General features: G+C 75.5%; 14 protein-coding genes. 2 read left to right on the top strand and 12 right to left on the bottom strand.

The features are described from left to right. Nucleotides 1-74: 74 nt before the first annotated feature. Entirely contained in the window at nt 75-569 is a 495-nt protein-coding gene (locus AB0D45_RS32985) for a DUF5949 family protein (protein WP_361597479.1), read from the bottom strand. 56 nt (nt 570-625) lie between these two features. Continuing rightward, nucleotides 626-1,255 (bottom strand): hypothetical protein, encoded by a 630-nt coding sequence (locus AB0D45_RS32980; protein ID WP_361597482.1) that lies wholly within the window; start codon nt 1,253-1,255, stop codon nt 626-628. Between the two features lie 169 nt (nt 1,256-1,424). On the opposite strand from AB0D45_RS32980, the gene AB0D45_RS32975 reads away from it, so the two are divergent. Further along, nucleotides 1,425-1,871, top strand: coding sequence for a DUF6299 family protein (locus AB0D45_RS32975; protein WP_361597485.1), 447 nt, complete (start codon nt 1,425-1,427; stop codon nt 1,869-1,871). Nucleotides 1,872-1,997: 126 nt separating this feature from the next. Here AB0D45_RS32975 and AB0D45_RS32970 read toward each other — a convergent pair whose 3' ends face one another. From AB0D45_RS32970 to AB0D45_RS32950, 5 genes are all read right to left on the bottom strand, one after another. Then, the gene (locus AB0D45_RS32970; protein ID WP_361597488.1) at nt 1,998-2,189 is read right to left on the bottom strand and encodes a hypothetical protein; all 192 of its coding nucleotides are present in this window, start codon (nt 2,187-2,189) and stop codon (nt 1,998-2,000) included. A gap of 113 nt (nt 2,190-2,302) precedes the next feature. Further along, a complete protein-coding gene (locus tag AB0D45_RS32965) occupies nt 2,303-4,390 on the bottom strand; it encodes a SpoIIE family protein phosphatase (RefSeq protein WP_362465997.1) in 2,088 nt (695 codons plus the stop codon). Between the two features lie 14 nt (nt 4,391-4,404). Further along, complete coding sequence (locus AB0D45_RS32960; protein ID WP_362465994.1) at nt 4,405-4,722, bottom strand: hypothetical protein; 318 nt, start codon at nt 4,720-4,722, stop codon at nt 4,405-4,407. A 59-nt stretch (nt 4,723-4,781) separates the two neighbouring features. Further along, nucleotides 4,782-6,068: an NAD(P)-binding domain-containing protein gene (locus AB0D45_RS32955; protein ID WP_362465992.1), complete on the bottom strand. Its 1,287-nt coding sequence runs from the start codon at nt 6,066-6,068 to the stop codon at nt 4,782-4,784. Nucleotides 6,069-6,101: 33 nt separating this feature from the next. Continuing rightward, entirely contained in the window at nt 6,102-7,505 is a 1,404-nt protein-coding gene (locus AB0D45_RS32950) for an ATP-grasp domain-containing protein (protein WP_362465989.1), read from the bottom strand. Between the two features lie 150 nt (nt 7,506-7,655). Here AB0D45_RS32950 and AB0D45_RS32945 point away from each other — a divergent pair, with 150 nt between their 5' ends. Next, nucleotides 7,656-9,113, top strand: a complete 1,458-nt coding sequence (locus AB0D45_RS32945) for a glycosyl hydrolase (protein WP_362465986.1) — start codon at nt 7,656-7,658, stop codon at nt 9,111-9,113. 68 nt (nt 9,114-9,181) lie between these two features. Here the strand turns inward: AB0D45_RS32945 and AB0D45_RS32940 are convergent, their stop codons facing one another. From AB0D45_RS32940 to AB0D45_RS32920, 5 genes are all read right to left on the bottom strand, one after another. Then, nucleotides 9,182-10,324 (bottom strand): GNAT family N-acetyltransferase, encoded by a 1,143-nt coding sequence (locus tag AB0D45_RS32940; RefSeq protein ID WP_361597500.1) that lies wholly within the window; start codon nt 10,322-10,324, stop codon nt 9,182-9,184. Continuing rightward, a complete protein-coding gene (locus AB0D45_RS32935) occupies nt 10,321-11,022 on the bottom strand; it encodes a lipopolysaccharide biosynthesis protein (protein WP_362465983.1) in 702 nt (233 codons plus the stop codon). Before AB0D45_RS32935 ends, AB0D45_RS32940 begins: the two co-directional genes overlap by 4 nt. Before the next feature lie 110 nt (nt 11,023-11,132). Further along, nucleotides 11,133-12,416, bottom strand: a complete 1,284-nt coding sequence (locus AB0D45_RS32930; protein ID WP_362465981.1) for a glycosyltransferase — start codon at nt 12,414-12,416, stop codon at nt 11,133-11,135. Continuing rightward, entirely contained in the window at nt 12,413-13,195 is a 783-nt protein-coding gene (locus AB0D45_RS32925) for a polysaccharide deacetylase family protein (RefSeq protein WP_362465978.1), read from the bottom strand. The genes AB0D45_RS32930 and AB0D45_RS32925 overlap by 4 nt, the downstream gene beginning before the upstream one ends. Continuing rightward, a complete protein-coding gene (locus tag AB0D45_RS32920; protein WP_362465975.1) occupies nt 13,185-15,119 on the bottom strand; it encodes a lipid II flippase MurJ in 1,935 nt (644 codons plus the stop codon). Before AB0D45_RS32920 ends, AB0D45_RS32925 begins: the two co-directional genes overlap by 11 nt. Between the last annotated feature and the right edge of the window lie 628 nt (nt 15,120-15,747).

Raw genomic sequence — 15,747 nt, 5'->3', positions numbered from 1 at the left:
ACACGCTCACGGGTCATGTCCCGTGGGCCAAGTGGATCAGGCGCGGCGGCGGCTGCCGCGTAAGGGGGCCGGTGCTAGCGCTGCAGGCTCTGCACCGTGACGACGCAGTGGGCGCTGCTCGTCAGTACCTCCTCGTCACCGGCGAAGGCCTGGAGGAGCTCCGCGCTCACCGGCTTGCCGGGGACGGCCTCGGGCCAGGCGCGCGTCGCGAACAGGAAGTACGCCTGCCCGCTCTCGTTCGCCGCCGCGACCCACTCGTCCGGCGCCGTGCAGGTGGCGTTCAGTCCCGGCATGGTCAGCGCGATCTGGTTGTCGGCGAGGAGGACCTTCACGTCGAACTTCTGCGGGTTCATGGTTCCGTCCATGACCACGTCGCCGATGGGCAGGCCCATCTCCTCCAGCAGCCCGCGCGCGGCCGCCTCGCCCGCCTCCCGGCCCTGCGGACCGTCACCGAGCGTGTAGGCGAGCAGGTACGGGATGTCGTGGCCCTCGTCGGGGTCGCCGATCCAAGCGAGCACGGAAAGGGTGCCGAGCTGGGTCCGGTCGATTTCGGCTTGCGTAGAAGTCATGCGCGCACCTTAGTGCGCCCGCGCCCGGCCCCTTCACGGCCTTTCACCCGGGCGGGCTAGACCGACCAGAATCCCCCTCCGGAATTCGCCTGCATGTTCGCGTCCTGGTACTGGAGCCGCACGATCTTCTGGTTTTCCGGAATTTCGAACACGACCCATCCTTCGGCCCGCTCACCGACCGCGAGGGAATCGAAGACGAGCGGTTTGCCGGTCGTCAGTTCTCCGGTGCGCACCACCGGGTGGCGCTTGCCCGCGCCGTCGTACGCCCACATGCGCCCGAGTGGCCCGTACGAGGCGCCGCCAACGTTGACGAACGACATGGAGGCGGCCACCCAGCGCGTGCCGGCGGCCGGCCCGAAGTTCGGCTCGACGCTGACCGCCGGGTCCACGAACGCGCCGAGCACCACCTGGAGGTGACGCCCCACCTCGTGCCCCCGTACCCGTACGGAGTCACCCACATGGGCGTCCTTGTCGGTGCCCGGCAGCGCCGCCCGGTCCTGCCCGGCGGGATCCTCGTCGGCGCCGGCCGCCCCGTCGTCCACCGGGACGGCGGGCACCGCGGCGGGGGCGAGCGCGGCCCCCTCCGGGGCGCTCTGGCAGGCGGTGGCCGTGAACAGCAGGACGGGCAGCAGAGCGGGCAGCAGGGCGGACGCCAGGACGGAGGCGCGCGGACGGGGCTGACGCATACGGGAACCCCTTCGGGGATCTTCGGGGCGGGGAACATCTCCCGCCAGTCTCACGCGCCCGAGCGGGGAATTGCACTCACCGACACGGGCGCGCGGGACGAGTCGCCCGCCAATTGCCAGCACAATGCGTTCCGTCGGAATCCCGCCACCGCACCCACCTGGAGGAACAATGCGCACGCCCGCCCGCCGAATGGCCCTCGGGGCCTTCTCCGCCCTGGCCGCGACGGCCCTGTTCACCACTCCCGCCCACGCCACCGTTTTCCATCAGGCGATTTCCCTGCGGTCCGGAGCGCACCTCGCCGAGGACGGCTCCGTCACCCTTTCCGGCACCTACCACTGCGAGGCCGCGTCACCCTCGGGGGCGGTTCAGATCAAGGCCACCGTCGTGCAGGACGCCTCCCGGCTGAGCATCGGCGCCGGCCAGGTCGTCTGTGACGGCGCCGAACACGCCTGGGTGGCCCGCAGCCCGCTCACCGGGGGCATCCGGCCGGGCCGCGCCAGGGCCGTGGCCGAACTCCAGGAGATCCACTTCGCGGGTCTGATGCCGCGCGCCGTGGACACCGTCGCGCAGGACGCGAAGGACATCGACGTGGTCGAGGTGACCGGGCAGCGGTGACCCGCGTGGCCCACGCGGCAGGTCCGGCAGCCGCCCCCACCGGCACGCGGGCCGGGACCCGGCGGCCGCCGGCCCCGGCCCCCGGCCGTCACGCGGCAGCCACCACCCGCACGCGGCCGGCCTCCGTCAGCGGCACTCCGGCGCGACGCCCGTCATCGACATGAACGCGACCCGCTGGCACCCGGGGTCCGTGTGCGGGCGCCCCGTCGTCCAGTCGACCACCGCCCGGTCCCCGGCCGCCGGCAGCAACAGCGCCGGCACCACCACCAGCACCGCCACGGCGGCGACCGCCACCGCGCCCCCGGTCAAGCGGCGCACGGTACCCCCTGAAGCAGCGGGGCGCCCGGGGAGAGGGCCGCGTCCCGCAGAGCCAGCATCCGTTCCATGGCCGCATCATCACCCCGCCCCCCGCACCCCACAACCGGAGCGCGTCACCCGGTGCCGCGCGCGCTGCCGCCGGCGTCGAACTCGCACCAGACGGCCTTCCCGTCGCCCCGCGACTCCACCCCCCAGTGCACGGCCAGCGCGTCCACCAGCAGCAGCCCGCGCCCCGTGGTGGCGGCCTCCCCCGGGGTGCGCCGGCGCGGCCACACGCTGGAGCGGTCCTTGACCCACAGCCGGATCCGCCGCACGGGCTCCGGCAGCACCTCCATGGTCAGCACCGCCCCGCCGTCGGTGTGCAGCAGGGCGTTGACCAGCAGCTCCCCCGCCGCCAGCTCGACGTCGTCGGCCAGTTCGGCCATGCCCCAGTCGCGCAGGGCCTGCCGCAGCGCGTAGCGGGCCTCCGACAGGCCCTCCGGGTCGGCCTGGTGGACGTACTGGTGGATGCGCGGTGCCCGGTGCGTGCCCGGGTCCGGGGCCCGGCGCAGCACCAGCAGCGCCACGTCGTCGCCGGAGCCCCAGCGCTCCCAGAGCCGGTCGGAGAGGTGGTCGGCGAGGGCTCCGGCGCCCTGGGGGCCGCTGCGGACGGCGTGGGCCAGGGCCTCCATGCCGTCGGTGATGGCGGTGCCCGGTTCCTCCACGAGCCCGTCGGTGCACAGCACGAGCGTCTCGCCGGGCACCAGGTCGAGGCGGGTCTCGGGGAAGTCCTCCTGTTCGAAGAGGGACGCCAGGCCGAGCGGCAGGCCGCCCCGTACGTTGGGCCAGCCGGTACGCCCGTCCGTGTGCCGGATCAGCGGGCCGAGGTGGCCCGCGCGGACGGCCCGTACGCCTCCGGTCTCCAGGTCGACCTGTGCGTACATGCAGGTGGCGAAGCGCTCGGTGTCGAGTTCCGCGAGGAAGCGCGAGGCCCGCGCGAGCACGGTGGACGGCGGGTGCCCCTCGCCCGCGTAGGCGCGCAGCGCGATGCGCAGCTGGCCCATGATGGCCGCCGCGTGCGTGTCGTGGCCCTGTACGTCGCCCACGACGATGCCGACCCGGTCGCGGGGCAGCGCGATGACGTCGTACCAGTCGCCGCCGACCTCGCGCCCGCTCCACGCGGAGTGGTAGCGGACGGCGATCTCCGCTCCGCTGATCTCGGGGATGCGGCGGGGCAGCATGGCGGCCTGGAGGCCGGTGGCGAACTCCCGTTCCTGGTCGAAGAGGAGGGCCCGCTGGAGGGACTGGGCGACGATGCCCGCGAGGCCCAGGCACAGGTTGCGCTCCTCCGGGCTGAAGTCGTTGCGCCGGCGGTAGAAGAGGACGAGGCCGCCGATGGCCTTGGCCTGGGCGATCAGGGGGAGGTAGGCGGCGGCGTCGTAGCGGATGCGGCGCAGGTAGTCGGCGAGGAGCGGGAACTCGCCGGCCAGGTCGGTCAGCGAGGTGACGAAACGTGCCTTCCTGGTGAGGACGGCCTGGGAGAGCGGCAGCGAGCCGTCCAGGCGGGTGAACTTGCGTTCGCTGAGGATTTCGAGGGTCTCCCCGCTCAACGCGATGATCTTGATGGCGCCGTTCTCGACCAGTCCCAGCGCCAGCCCGTCCGCGCCGAGCCGTTCCAGTGCGCCCGCGCCGGTCAGGGCGGCCGTCACGTCGTCGACGGTCACCGCCCGCGACAGGGCCTCCGTGGTGCGCTGCACGATGGCGGCCTGCTGGACGCGGGCGCTCTCCAGCTTGCGCAGCACCGTCGCGTGGGCGAGTTCGGCCGTCGCGTCCCGGACGATCCCGACGATGCGCAGGGGCCGGCCGCCCGCGTCGCGCAGCACCCGGCCGGTGGTGTGGGTCCACTGGTCGCGGCCGTCGCGCCGGCGGACCGTGAAGTACGAGCCGTACGTCGCCCCGCCGCCCTCCAGCACGCCGGTCACGGTGTCCGAGAGCCGGGCCGCGTCATCGGCCGGGATGCGCAGGCCGAGGCCTTCGGGGGTGTCGTCGAACTCGGCCGCCTCCAGGTCGAAGACGGCCAGGCCGGCCTCGTCCAGGACGAGGGCGCCGCTGTCGAGGTTCCATTCGAAGCTGCCCATGCCGTTGAGCGCGAACCGCTCCGCCGGGCCCGTCACGAGGCCAGGAGTGCCCTGGTCCGGTTCGTCGCGCTCCGCCGCTGCCACGAGACACACACCACCTAACGGCCTGGCCAGCACGGCTGGGAGATGAGCCGCTCCCACTCCTCGTCAGGATGCCCCGGAAGGGTGCGTCCGGCCTCCTGCCAGCGCTTGACCAGGGAGAGGTAGATCGAGGGCTGGTCGCCGGAGCCGAAAGGACCGGTGGACCACGACCCGTACGGTGTGCCGGCCGCCGCCCGGGGCTGCGTGCCCGCAGTCCGCTGCGGTGCGCCCGCCGGCGTCCACGGCGGCGGTGTCCCCGGCGCCGTCCGGGGCGGTGTGCCCGTGGCCGCCGCCTGCGCCGGGGGCTGCTCCCCGCGGCTGGCGGGGATGCGCACCCAGCCACGGCCTCCCTGTGCTCGCTCCGCGTCCATCGCGGACCCCTCTCAGGTGGATCTCAGCGTAGATACGTCTCGGGACGCCCGGCGGCGGCCCGGACCGGCCGGACACCGCCGGAGGTACCCGGCAGCGGACCCCGCGCGCCGAGGCGGCTGCGGACTCCCTTCACCAGTCTCCCCGCCGTGAACCCCGCACCGTGCACGAATCGCATGGAAGGTCCGAATGAGGGAGCCGTCAGCAGCCCCGCGAAGAACAGCCCCGGCCAGGAGGATTCGAAGCCCGGGCTCAGTTCCGGCGTGCCGCTGCCGCCCACGGTGGCCAGCGCGGCCCGCAGCCGGGCGTCGAGCAGTTCCAGCCGGTCCAGGCGGGCGGTGAACCCGGTCGCCGCGATGACGTGCGCGGTGTCCAGTACGACGGACTCCCCGGCGGCCGTGGTCAGCCCGAGCCGGGTCCGGCCGCCCACCGCGACCGCCCGGTGCAGCCGGTGCCCCATGAGCGCGGGCACCCGCCTCTCGAAGCGGTCCCGCAGCCACCACGCCCCGGCGGGCCCCAGCGCGGTGGCGGCGATCCGCTCCCGCGTCGGCGCGGGCAGCCGCCGCACCGCCCACGGCAGCTCCGACCACGCCCAGCTGCGCCATCCGGTGCCCAGACCGCTGTGCGGGTCGCGCAGGGCCCGCCGCAGCGGCCGCTCCAGGGGCTGCGGAACGGTGTTCCAGTTCAGCCGGGACCGCCGGGCCACCAGGCACGGCCGGGCCCCCGACTCGGCGAGCAGCGCCGCCGTCTCCAGCGCGGCCTGTCCCGCGCCCAGGACGGCCACCTCGCGTCCGGCGAAGCGGGACAGGTCGCGGTGGCCGCTGCTGTGCGAGTAGTGGGTCGGGGGCAGCTCGCGCAGCGCCGCGGGGCAGTGCGTGAAGGGCATCACCCCGACGGCCAGGGCCACCGTACGGGCGAGCAGCGGCGGCCCGTCGGCGGTGCGGACCAGGAAGCCGTCGCCCTGCGGGGTGACCTCGGTGACGGTGCGCTCCTCCACCTCGGGCAGGCCGGCGTGCCGGGCGAACCAGAGCCCGTACGCGCTGAAGGTGCCGATCGGCAGCGGGTCGCCGTGCTCGGCCGTCAGGCCGCGGGTGGCGCAGTAGTCGGCCAGGGTGTAGCGGCCGTCGGGCGCGGAGAGGTTGGAGGACCACGGCTCCGACTTGAGGTACATGCCCTCGGGCATGTGGTCCCGCCAGGACGCCATGGGCCGGCCCAGGACCCGCACGCCGAGCCCGGCCGCCGCCGCGTGCGCGGCGATCGACAGCCCGTACGGACCGGCGCCGACCACCACGAGATCGTCCGTCCGCCTCACGGCCACTCCTCCCACCGGCTCAGCACCGGATCGTCACCGGATCACCAGCTCGTCCGGCTCCGCCGGTGCCTCCGGCGGAGCCTGGCGGCCCGGCGCTGCGGACTGCGGCCGCGTCCGGGCCCGTTCGCCGCCGCGCCGGCGCGGGGCCCGCACCGCGCGGACCCTGCGCCGCCCCTGCTCGGGAACACCCCGCAGGGCGCGGGCGCCCTTGTCCAGGCCGCGCCCGAGGAGGGCGCCGAGCATCGCCAGGAACGGCCACGGGTCGTCGGGCGCGAACCAGGCCGCCTCCACCCGCCCCCGCTCCCCGCGCGGCAGCGCCCGCCCCGGGCCGGCGGCGGGGGCGGGGGCCGCCGCGGCGCGGCGGGGCAGCGTGCGTCCCCGTACGGCGGCCAGCAGCGCGTAGTTCTCCGCCACGAAGACCCGGCCGGGGCCGCCCGAGGGCGCCGGTACCCGCTGGCCCGTCAGGTCCAGGTACAGCGCCTGGACGACGTCCAGCCCCGCGTCGTCGGCGAACAGCCGGAACTGCGCGCCCGGGCGCGGGTTGAAGTCCACCAGGCGGACGGTCCCGCGCTCGTCCCGGCGGAAGTCGAGGTCCAGGATGCCCTGGTAGCCGAGCCGTTCGGCGAGCCGCAGCCCCGCTTCCTCCACCGCCGGGTCCGGCAGCCAGCGGCCGACGGCCGTCAGCCCCGTCCGCACCGGCCAGGACAGCTCCTTGCGGCCCGACCCGGCCAGCAGCGGACGCCCGCCCCGGCCGAACGCCCCGTGGAAGAACCAGTCCGTGTCGGGTCCGGCGGGCAGGAACCGCTGGAGCAGCAGCCGGCTCCCCGCCTCGGCGGAGCGTTCGTACAACCGCCGCGCCCCGGCGGCGGTGTCCACCAGCGTGGTGCTCCGCAGCCCGGCGCCCGCGGGCAGCAGCCACGGCCGGCTCCACTTCGCCACCACCGGCAGCCCGAGCCTCCAGGCGGCCCGGGCCGCCTCGCCGCCGCTCGCCGGCACCACCGTCTGCGGGTGGGGGACGTCCCAGCGGGCGCAGAGCCGTGCCAGTTCCGCCTTGTCCGCCACGCGGGCGGGCAGGCCCTCGGGCTGATGGGGCATCCGGAAACGGTCCGTCAGCACCGGCGCCATCCGCGCCAGCGCGATGGCGCTCAGGTCGTCCATGGCCACGAGCACCGCCGGCCGCCCGATCCGCTCCGACACCCCGACCAGGCATTCCAGCAGCGCCTCGGGCGCCTCGGGATCCAGCCCGCCCGCCGGACCGGCGTGCACGGCACGCAGATAGCGCGAGCGCCCCACGGGACCTCCCCCGGCTTCGACGACGGCATGGACCTCCACGCCCCTGCGCCCCAGGGATCTGACGGCGCCGAGGGTTCCGTGGTGGAACGGATTGCGATCGAGTCTGAGCAGAACAGCGGGCACCTGGCCGTCGAACGCGTACATGGGAACGGGGTCTTTCACCTAGTCGGACCAAGCGGAGAGGATGCGCAGCTGCGAATGGCCTACGCAGCGGTCACCGGACAGGCCATTCGTCAGATGTGATGCCTAACGTCGTGTGGAAGCACACCGGTTAGCGAAAGCACGGGAGACGCCATGCCCAGACCACGCCACCGCCTGGTGAGCACCTGCGTCGGTACGGTCACGGCCGGGCTGCTCGCCACCGGCGCCGCGCTCGCCGCCCCGGACGACGACCCTCCGCAGGGCGCCGACACCGCCATGGGCGCCTACCTCGGCTACGGGCCGTCCGGGGTCGCCCGGATCCCGTACCTGTCGCAGTGGCTGGGCGGCAGGGAGATTCGCGTCGGGCACACCTATCTCCCCGGTGAGCAGTGGTCCGGCGTCGAGGGCGACGTGGAGTTCCTCGAGGAGTGGGCCGAGTGGCGCCGCGCCGAGAAGGACCGGATGTTCGTGCTCAACGTGCCCATGCAGGCCCGCAACGAGGAGCGGGTGCCGGACTGGGAGGTGGCCCAGCTGATCCGGGCCGGCGCGGAAGGCCAGTACGACCGGCACTTCCACAAGCTCGCCGAGCGGCTGGTGGCGCTGGGCGTGCCGGACACGGTGGTCGTGCTCGGGTGGGAGATGAACGGCACCACGTACACCCACCGCTGCGCGCCCGACCCGCGGAACTGGAAGGCGTACTGGCGGCGCGTCGTCAACACGATGCGCTCCGTCCCCGGACAGGCGTTCAAGTTCGATTTCGCCCCCAACCGGGGGACGGACGCGATCGGCTGGACCACGTGCTACCCGGGCGACGACGTGGTCGACGTCATCGGCATGGATTCGTACGACCAGGGGCCCGGACGGACCTTCGAGGAGCACGTCAGCCAGCCGTACGGGCTCCAGCAGCACGTCGACTTCGCGAAAGCACACGGCAAGCGGATCTCGTTCCCGGAGTGGGGGCTGTTCCGCAACGGCGACAACGCGCAGTACGTGCGGCAGATGCTGAAGTGGATCGAGCAGCACAAGCCGCTCTACCACACGATCACCGACTACTGCCCGCACGGCGTGTGGCGGTGCAAGCAGAACCCGCAGTCGGCGCTGGTCTTCCGCGAGGCGATGGGCGAGCCCCGGGCGGCCGAGCCGACGCCGGTGGTCCCCACGCCGGTCATCCCGACGCCCGTGGTCCCCACGCCCGTCATCCCTACGCCTGTGGTCCCGACGCCCGTGGTCCCGACGCCGGTGGTCCCGACGCCCCAGATCCCGACGCCGGACGTCCCGACGCCCGTCCCGGCCCCCAGTCCCAAGGACTCGGTGCCGCCCGTGCGGCCGCCGTCGCCGTCCCCCGACGCCCCGGAGCCCGCGCCCTCGCCTTCCAGCCCGTCCCCGAGCCCGCTGGCACCGCGGCCCGAGCCGACCCGGCCCACCCAGGCGCCCAAGCCCGAGCCGAAGCCGGAGCCGAAGCCCGAGCCCAAGCCCCAGCCGAAGCCCGAGCCGAACGACAGCAGGCAGTGGTGCGTCCCGCTCGACCTCGGCGACTGGCTGAACTCGATCGTCGGCAACCAGTCGGTCTGCATCAGCTTCGACTGGGGCAAGGACTTCTGGCCCTTCTAGCCCTTCCGGCCCTCCCGGACCCGCCCGCCCTTCCACCCCTTCCAGCCGTGCCGTCCCTTCCGGGCGGGTCATCGCACCCGCAGTTCGTTCAGCCGCGCCCGCCAGTCCCGAGCGGCCGGCAGCGCCTCGCGCAGCGCGTCCACCGCCCGCTCGCGCCCCGTGATCTGCGACTCGTGCAGCCGCAGCAGGGGCGCGAGCGCGTGCGTGGCCAGCAGCAGCCGCCGGTTGACCACCGTCTCGGGCCGCCAGTGGTTCTTGTACGGCTCGTTGCCGCGCAGGAAGCTCACCACCGGCCGGCCGTCCGCGAGGGCCCGGCCCGCCTCGTAGCGCAGCAGCAGCGTCGCGACGTCCACCTTCCGCTCCCGCAGGTCCGGATCGGCGCCGTACAGGTAGCCGCCGCTCAGCGAGGCCGACAGCAGCGTGATGTTGGCCGCCACCACCTTGCCGTCCAGCCGGAACTCGGTCAGCCGGCCCTCCCCGGCCCGCACCATCCGCCTGGTCGCCCGGGTCAGGTGCTCGGCGAAGCGGGGCCGCAGGTGCTCGGGCGTCACCCCGCGGCCCCGCCACTGCTTCTCGTGCAGGCGCAGCAGGGTCCGTACGGCCTGCGGCACCTCCCGTTCGGTGACCTCGTGCTCCTCGATCCCGGCCGCGTCGGTCTTGCGCAGCTTGGCCCGCACCCGCTGGCCGCCCGAGGACGGCATCCGCTTGACGAGCTGGTCGAAGGGCAGCGCGGGCAGCTCCATGCAGGTGGAGTCGGTGAGCGTGCTGCTCACCCCGGGCCACGCCGCGCACACCTGTTCGGCGGCGGCCCCGGGCCGCACCTCCCGCAGGTCCACCACGGCACTGCGGGCGGCCCGGTGCAGCCCGTGGGCGAGGGCGGGCACGACCTGGGCGGCGTACTCGGCGGCGACGAGCACGTCGAAGTAGTCGGTGATCGCACCGCCGAGCGGCACCAGCCGCGGCAGCGGCCGGTGTACGAGCATCAGCGCGGCCGCACCGACCAGCTCCTCGCCGCGCCGTACGAGCAGCAGCCGCAGCCGGCCGTCCTTCCCGTACGACAGCCACCAGGAGTGCAGCCAGGCGTGGCTCTGGAAGGGGGTGGCGGTGGGGCAGTTGCGCACGAGCCGGGTCCAGGACTCCTCCAGCGCGGCGAACTGCCGGGGGTCCCGGCACAGCGTCACCGACAGGGCCCCGGCGGAGCCGTGCGTCATCGCACGGACTCCTTCTCCTTGGTCTCGGTGTGCTCGCCCTGCGCGGGCAGCGAGGCGTACTCCTCCACCACCGGGACGGCCTCCTCCTGCGTGCGGCGGCCCGCGCGGGCCGGGCGGGCCAGCATCCACAGCCCGCCGAGGAGACCGCCCGCGCACAGCCCCACCGCGCCGCTGACCGGTGCGGACGGGGAGGCGGGATCGGCGGGCGCGACGGCCTGGTTGAACAGCAGCAGCTGCACACCGGTGTTCTTCGCGGCCGTGTTGCTGCTCAACGAGAGGGCGTCGGCGACCGCGTTGGCGATGTCGGCGGCCTCGGAGGGGCTCGTGGAGGTCCCGGTGACGGCGATCATCGGGGAGTCGGGGGAGGTCTCGGCACGGACCTGGGTGCGCAGCTGCCGGGCGTCGATGCCCGCGCGGGGCTGGGCGTAGGCGAGGGTGGAGCTGCTGGTCGCGATCCGGCCGTAGGCCTGGGCGAAGCCGAGGGCGGTGGCCGGCTCGGTGGTCTCGTTCGGTACGGCCACGACGTAGCTGGTGGCGGCGTACTCGGGGGCCTTGAGCACCCCGTACGCACCGCCCGCGGCCAGCCCGAGCAGGGCGCAGGCGGGCAGCGGCCACCACGCGGGCGGCGGCAGGAGCCTGAGCCTGCGCTTCTTCTCCGAGCGGTGGTCGGACTTCTTCTGGTCGGCGGTGTCGGCCATGTGCGGTGCCTTCCTGGGAGGAGGGGAGTTCGGGGGCCCCGGCCGTTCCCCTGGCCGGGGGTGAAGCTGAAGGGGGGCTCGACCGGCCCGTACCCGCGTCCGTCCGGCGCTCAGCCCGACCCGGCCGGGGCCTGCGGCGACTCCCGCCCGGCCGGTGTTCGAGGCGCGGGGTCCGGGGCGGGGCCGCACGGCTCCGCCGCCGGCGCCGGCTCCGACCCGACCGGGGCCCCGGACCCCGGCCCCGGCACGGGCGCCGCCGCCGGCACCGGCGCGGCCAGTGCGAGGGCGTAGACGTCCAGCAGCTGCCGTGCCGTGCGCGCGATGTCGTACCGGCGCACCACCGGGGGCGGCGGGAGCCGGCGCGCGCCGGCCTCCATGTGCCCGCGCAGCGCGGCGACGAGTTCCTCGGTGCCGGTGCCGATCCGCCGCGCCCCGGGGGCCTGTGCGGCGGGCAGGTCGTCGATGGCGGGGCAGGTCACGTGCAGCACCGGCAGCCCGGCGGCCAGCGCCTCGACGACCGCGAGCCCGAACGCCTCCTCCCGCGAGGGGGAGACGAAGACGTCCATGGCGGCCAGCAGGGCGGGGATCCCGGGGGTGCGCCCGTCGGGGCTGTCGCCCAGCGGGTCCCGCTCGCCCAGCAGGTGGATCCGGCCCTGTGCGCCCAGTTCGGCGGCGAGCAGCCGCAGCGCGGCCCGTTCGGGGCCGTCCCCGGCCAGCAGCAGGTGGGCGCCGGGGAGTGCGGCGACGGCCCGCACGAGTACGTCGAACCGTTTGCCCGGCACCAGCCGTCCGACGCCGCCCACCACGAAGGCCCGTTCCGGCAGCCCGGTCCGGGCCCGGGCAGCGCGGCGTACGTCCTGGTCGAAGCGGAAGCGGGCGGCCTCGATCCCGTTCGGGACCACGTGCAGCCGGGCGGCGGGCACCCCCCACGCCTCCAGCCGGGCGGCGACGGTGTCGGACACCGCCACCGTGGCCGCGCCGAGCCGTTCGCTCGCCAGGTACAGGGCCCGTACCCCGCCGGTCAGCGGCCGGCCCTCGATCTCGCCGTCCCCGAGGGAGTGTTCGGTGGCCACCGTCGCCGGGACGCCCGCGAGCCGGGCCGCGAGGCGTCCGTACACGCAGGCCCGGTACAGGTGCGTGTGGACCAGGTCGTAGCGGCCGCGCCGGATGAACCGCGCCAGCCGCGGCAGCGCGCCGAGGTCCCGGTTGCCGCGCATGCCCAGGTGCACCACGCGCACCCCGTCGGCCCGCAGCCCCTCGGCGACGGGGCCGGGGTTGGTGAGGGTCAGGACGTCGCAGGGAATCGGCATGTGCCGCAGCAGCAGCCGCAGTTGCTGTTCGGCGCCGCCGACGCCGAGCCCGGTGATGACGTGCAGGGCCTTGACGTCCTTCACGGCAGCACCCGCACCCTCCTGCGCAGCTCGCGCACCTGGTGCCGCAGTTGCTTGACGCGCAGCCGCACCGGTCCGTCGGCCTGGCTGACGTGGGTGCGCGGCAGGGCGTGCCGGCCCGTGAGCCGGCCGGGGGCGATGGCACAGGCGTAGTCGTAGCCGGCGGCGCGGGCGGCGTCGGTGACCCGGGCGTCGAGGTGGCCGTACGGGTAGCAGAAGCCCTCGGGCAGGGTGCCGGTGAGTTCGCGCAGCAGGTCGCGGCTGCCGCGCAGCTCCTGCTGGAGGACGTCGCCGGGGGCGGTGGTGAGGTCCTGGTGGAGCAGCCCGTGCGAGCCGATCTCCGCTCCCTCGGCGGCCGCTTCGCGGATCTGCTCGGCGGTCAGCAGGGGCTTGCGCGGCCCGAGTGGGTCCCACACGTTGTCGACGCCGAGCCGGCCGGGCAGCACGAACAGGGTGGCCGTGCAGCCGTGGCGGCGCAGCAGGGGCAGGGCGCGGGTCAGGAAGTCGGTGTAGCCGTCGTCGAAGGTGAGTCCGACGAGTCCGCGGCCGTGCCCGGCGGAGCGGGCCCGCAGCAGCTCGCCGACGCCGACCCCGCGCAGCTTGCGGGCGCGCAGCCACAGGAGCTGGGCCTCCAGGGCGCGCGGGGTGACGGTGATCCCGTACGGGTCCTCGGCGGGGTCGGTGAACTCGGCGACCGAGTGGTACATCAGGACCCACGGGAAGGCGCCCCGGCGGGCGGGGCCCGTCACGGCGGCGGGCGCCGTGTCGGTGTCAGCGGACATTGCGGAACCTCTGGGTGAGCCGGGCGATCCGGGCGGTGGTCTGGGAGCCGAGCTGGGCGATCTGGCCGGGCAGGGCGGTGATCTCCAGCGCCCGTATGGCCATCCCGGTGGCCCCGAACATGGCGGGGATCAGCAGGCAGCCGAGGGCGGCGCTGAGCATCGGGTCGGCGATCATCGGGCCGGCGAGCCAGCCGGTGCCGCAGGCGGCGGCCGCCGCGACGGCGAGGCGGGCGATGCTGACGGCGACCCGGCGGACCTGGATGGCGACGATGCGGGAGCCGAGGCCGGTGAGGAGCAGGGCGGCGGTGGTGGTGATGCCGGCGGCGTTGGCGGCGGCGATGCCGTGGATGCCCCACCAGCCCACGGCGAGGGCGCCGGCGACGATGTTGACGAGGAGTCCGGCGCCCATCGCGAGCGCCGGGAACCAGGTGGGCCGGGAGGTCGAGAAGAAGGGCCGGGACAGCGCGCCGACGAGGCAGTGGCCGAGGAGTCCGAGGCCGTAGACGCGCATGGCGGACGCGGTGGCGAGGGTGTCCTGGTGGGTGAAGGCCCCGCGTTCGAAGAGGACCTGGATGATCTGCGGGGCGTAGCCGATGACGAGCGCGCTGCCCAGCAGGACGGCGAGGGCGGCCAGGGCGAGGTCCTGCTCCACCCTGCGGCGGGCCTTCTCCCGTTCCCCGCCGGCCATGGCCTGGGCGACGACCGGGAAGGTGACGGTGCAGATCATCAGGGAGAGCACCATCGGCATCTGCGCGACCTTCTGCGCGTAGTTCAGGTGTGAGATGGCGCCCGGGGGGAGGGAGGCCGCGAGGAAGCGTTCGACGAGTACCTGGGACTGCCGGAAGACGGCGAAGAAGATCACCGGGGCGATGACGCCGAGGGCGATGAGGGTGGGCCGGTCGCGGTCGCGCTGGCTGCGCGGGGCGCCCTTGGGGCGGCTGGGGGCGAAGCCGACGTTGCGGATGAAGGCGGGCAGTTGGACGAGGGCCATCAGCAGCCCGCCGACGGCGACTCCGGCGGCGGCGGCCCGCACCCCCCACAGGGTGTGCAGGGCGACCATGGTGGCGATGATCCCGACGTTGTACGAGACGTAGATCGCGGCGGGCGGCAGGAACGACCGGTGGGCGCGCAGGGCCGCGCTGAAGTACCCCGCGACGCCGAAGGTGACGACGGTGAGGGCGGTCAGCCGGGTGCATTGGACGGCCAGTTCGGGGTCCGGCAGGCCGGGCGCGAGGACGCCGACGACGAGCGGCGCGGCCACGATCAGCACGGAGGCCACGGCGGCCAGGAACACGGCGAGCCGGGGCAGGGTCGCGCCGACGAGCAGCCGTACGGGGTCGGCCGCGCGGGCCTCCCTGCGGGTGAGCCCGGCCCGGCTGGCGGCCCGGCGGGCGAGGGCGTGGCTGAAGGCGGGCACCATCAGCAGGGCCATGGCGTCCTCGATCAGCAGGGTCGAGGCCATCTCGGGCACGGTCCAGGCGATGAGGAACGCGTCGCTGTCGTGCCCGGCGCCGAAGAGGTGCGCGATGGTCTGGTCCCGTACGAGCCCGAACACGGCCCCCGCGGCGGTCAGTCCGGCGGTGACGGCGGCGGCCTTGGCGAGGAACCGCCCGAGCGGAGCCCCCGTACCGCCGCCGGGCCTGCCGGCTCCGGGCCCGCCCGGGCCCGGGCCCCCGGCGGGCCGGGGCCGCCCCCGCCGGGCGGGAACGCGCCCGACGCCGGCCCGACCGCCATCACCGCCCGCACGGAGCACACCACCACCCGCGCCGCCGGGCGCACCGAGCACGCCACCACCCCGCGCACCACCACCCGCGCCGCCGGACACGCCGAGTACGCCGCGACCACCGCCCGCACCACCACCCGCCCCCAGCGCGCCACCACCACCCCGCGCACCACCGGCCGCCCCACCGGGCACACCGAGCACACCCCCACCACCGCGCGCGCCACCACCCGCCCCACCGGGCGCGCCAAGAACACCGCCACCACCGAGCGCAGCACCCGGCGCACCGGCACCGCCCGCCCCACCCGGCACGCCCGGAACACCGCCACCACCGAGCGCACCGCCACCACCCGCCCCACCGGGCGCGCCGAGAACACCACCACCGCCCAGCACGCCGCCACCGCCGCCCGCCGGCACGGAAGTCCGCCCGGACGCGCCGGCGACACCTTCTCCGCCCGCCGCCGGACCCCCTCGCCGCACGTCCACCGCCGGCACCGGTTCCCGGGCCGCGGGTGCCGGGTCGGCGGAGCCCGCCGCCGGGGCGCCGCCGCGGGCCGCCACCGCGTAGCCGCTCCACGTGGCCTCCCGGGCGTCCGCCGCCCGTACGCCGTTCCGCACGTCCGCCCCCCACCGCTCTGCCGTCATCCGGCCCCCTCCCGCCCCGCCCGGCCCCGTGTCCGGCGCGCCGGGCGCACGCCCGTGCCCGTGGGGCGGCAGGGCCGGCCGCCCGTCCCCCGGTGTCCCGGCCCGTCCCGGGACGTCGGATCCCGGCGCGCCCGTACCGGGGGCCGGGGCGGTTCCCGCGGAGCCCGCGGCCGAGGCGACTTCGGTC

The organism is Streptomyces sp. NPDC048352 (genome assembly GCF_040651895.1).
Lineage (GTDB): Bacteria > Actinomycetota > Actinomycetes > Streptomycetales > Streptomycetaceae > Streptomyces.
The sequence above is the reverse complement of the archived record's forward strand: the minus strand, read 5'-3'. Positions and strand labels throughout refer to the sequence as shown.

Coding starts and splice junctions, on each gene's coding strand:
- AB0D45_RS32985 (WP_361597479.1), bottom strand. CDS start 569: ATGACTTCTACGCAAGCCGAAATCGACCGGACCCAGCTCGGCACCCTT.
- AB0D45_RS32980 (WP_361597482.1), bottom strand. CDS start 1,255: ATGCGTCAGCCCCGTCCGCGCGCCTCCGTCCTGGCGTCCGCCCTGCTG.
- AB0D45_RS32975 (WP_361597485.1), top strand. CDS start 1,425: ATGCGCACGCCCGCCCGCCGAATGGCCCTCGGGGCCTTCTCCGCCCTG.
- AB0D45_RS32950 (WP_362465989.1), bottom strand. CDS start 7,505: ATGTACGCGTTCGACGGCCAGGTGCCCGCTGTTCTGCTCAGACTCGAT.
- AB0D45_RS32945 (WP_362465986.1), top strand. CDS start 7,656: ATGCCCAGACCACGCCACCGCCTGGTGAGCACCTGCGTCGGTACGGTC.
- AB0D45_RS32940 (WP_361597500.1), bottom strand. CDS start 10,324: ATGACGCACGGCTCCGCCGGGGCCCTGTCGGTGACGCTGTGCCGGGAC.
- AB0D45_RS32935 (WP_362465983.1), bottom strand. CDS start 11,022: ATGGCCGACACCGCCGACCAGAAGAAGTCCGACCACCGCTCGGAGAAG.
- AB0D45_RS32925 (WP_362465978.1), bottom strand. CDS start 13,195: ATGTCCGCTGACACCGACACGGCGCCCGCCGCCGTGACGGGCCCCGCC.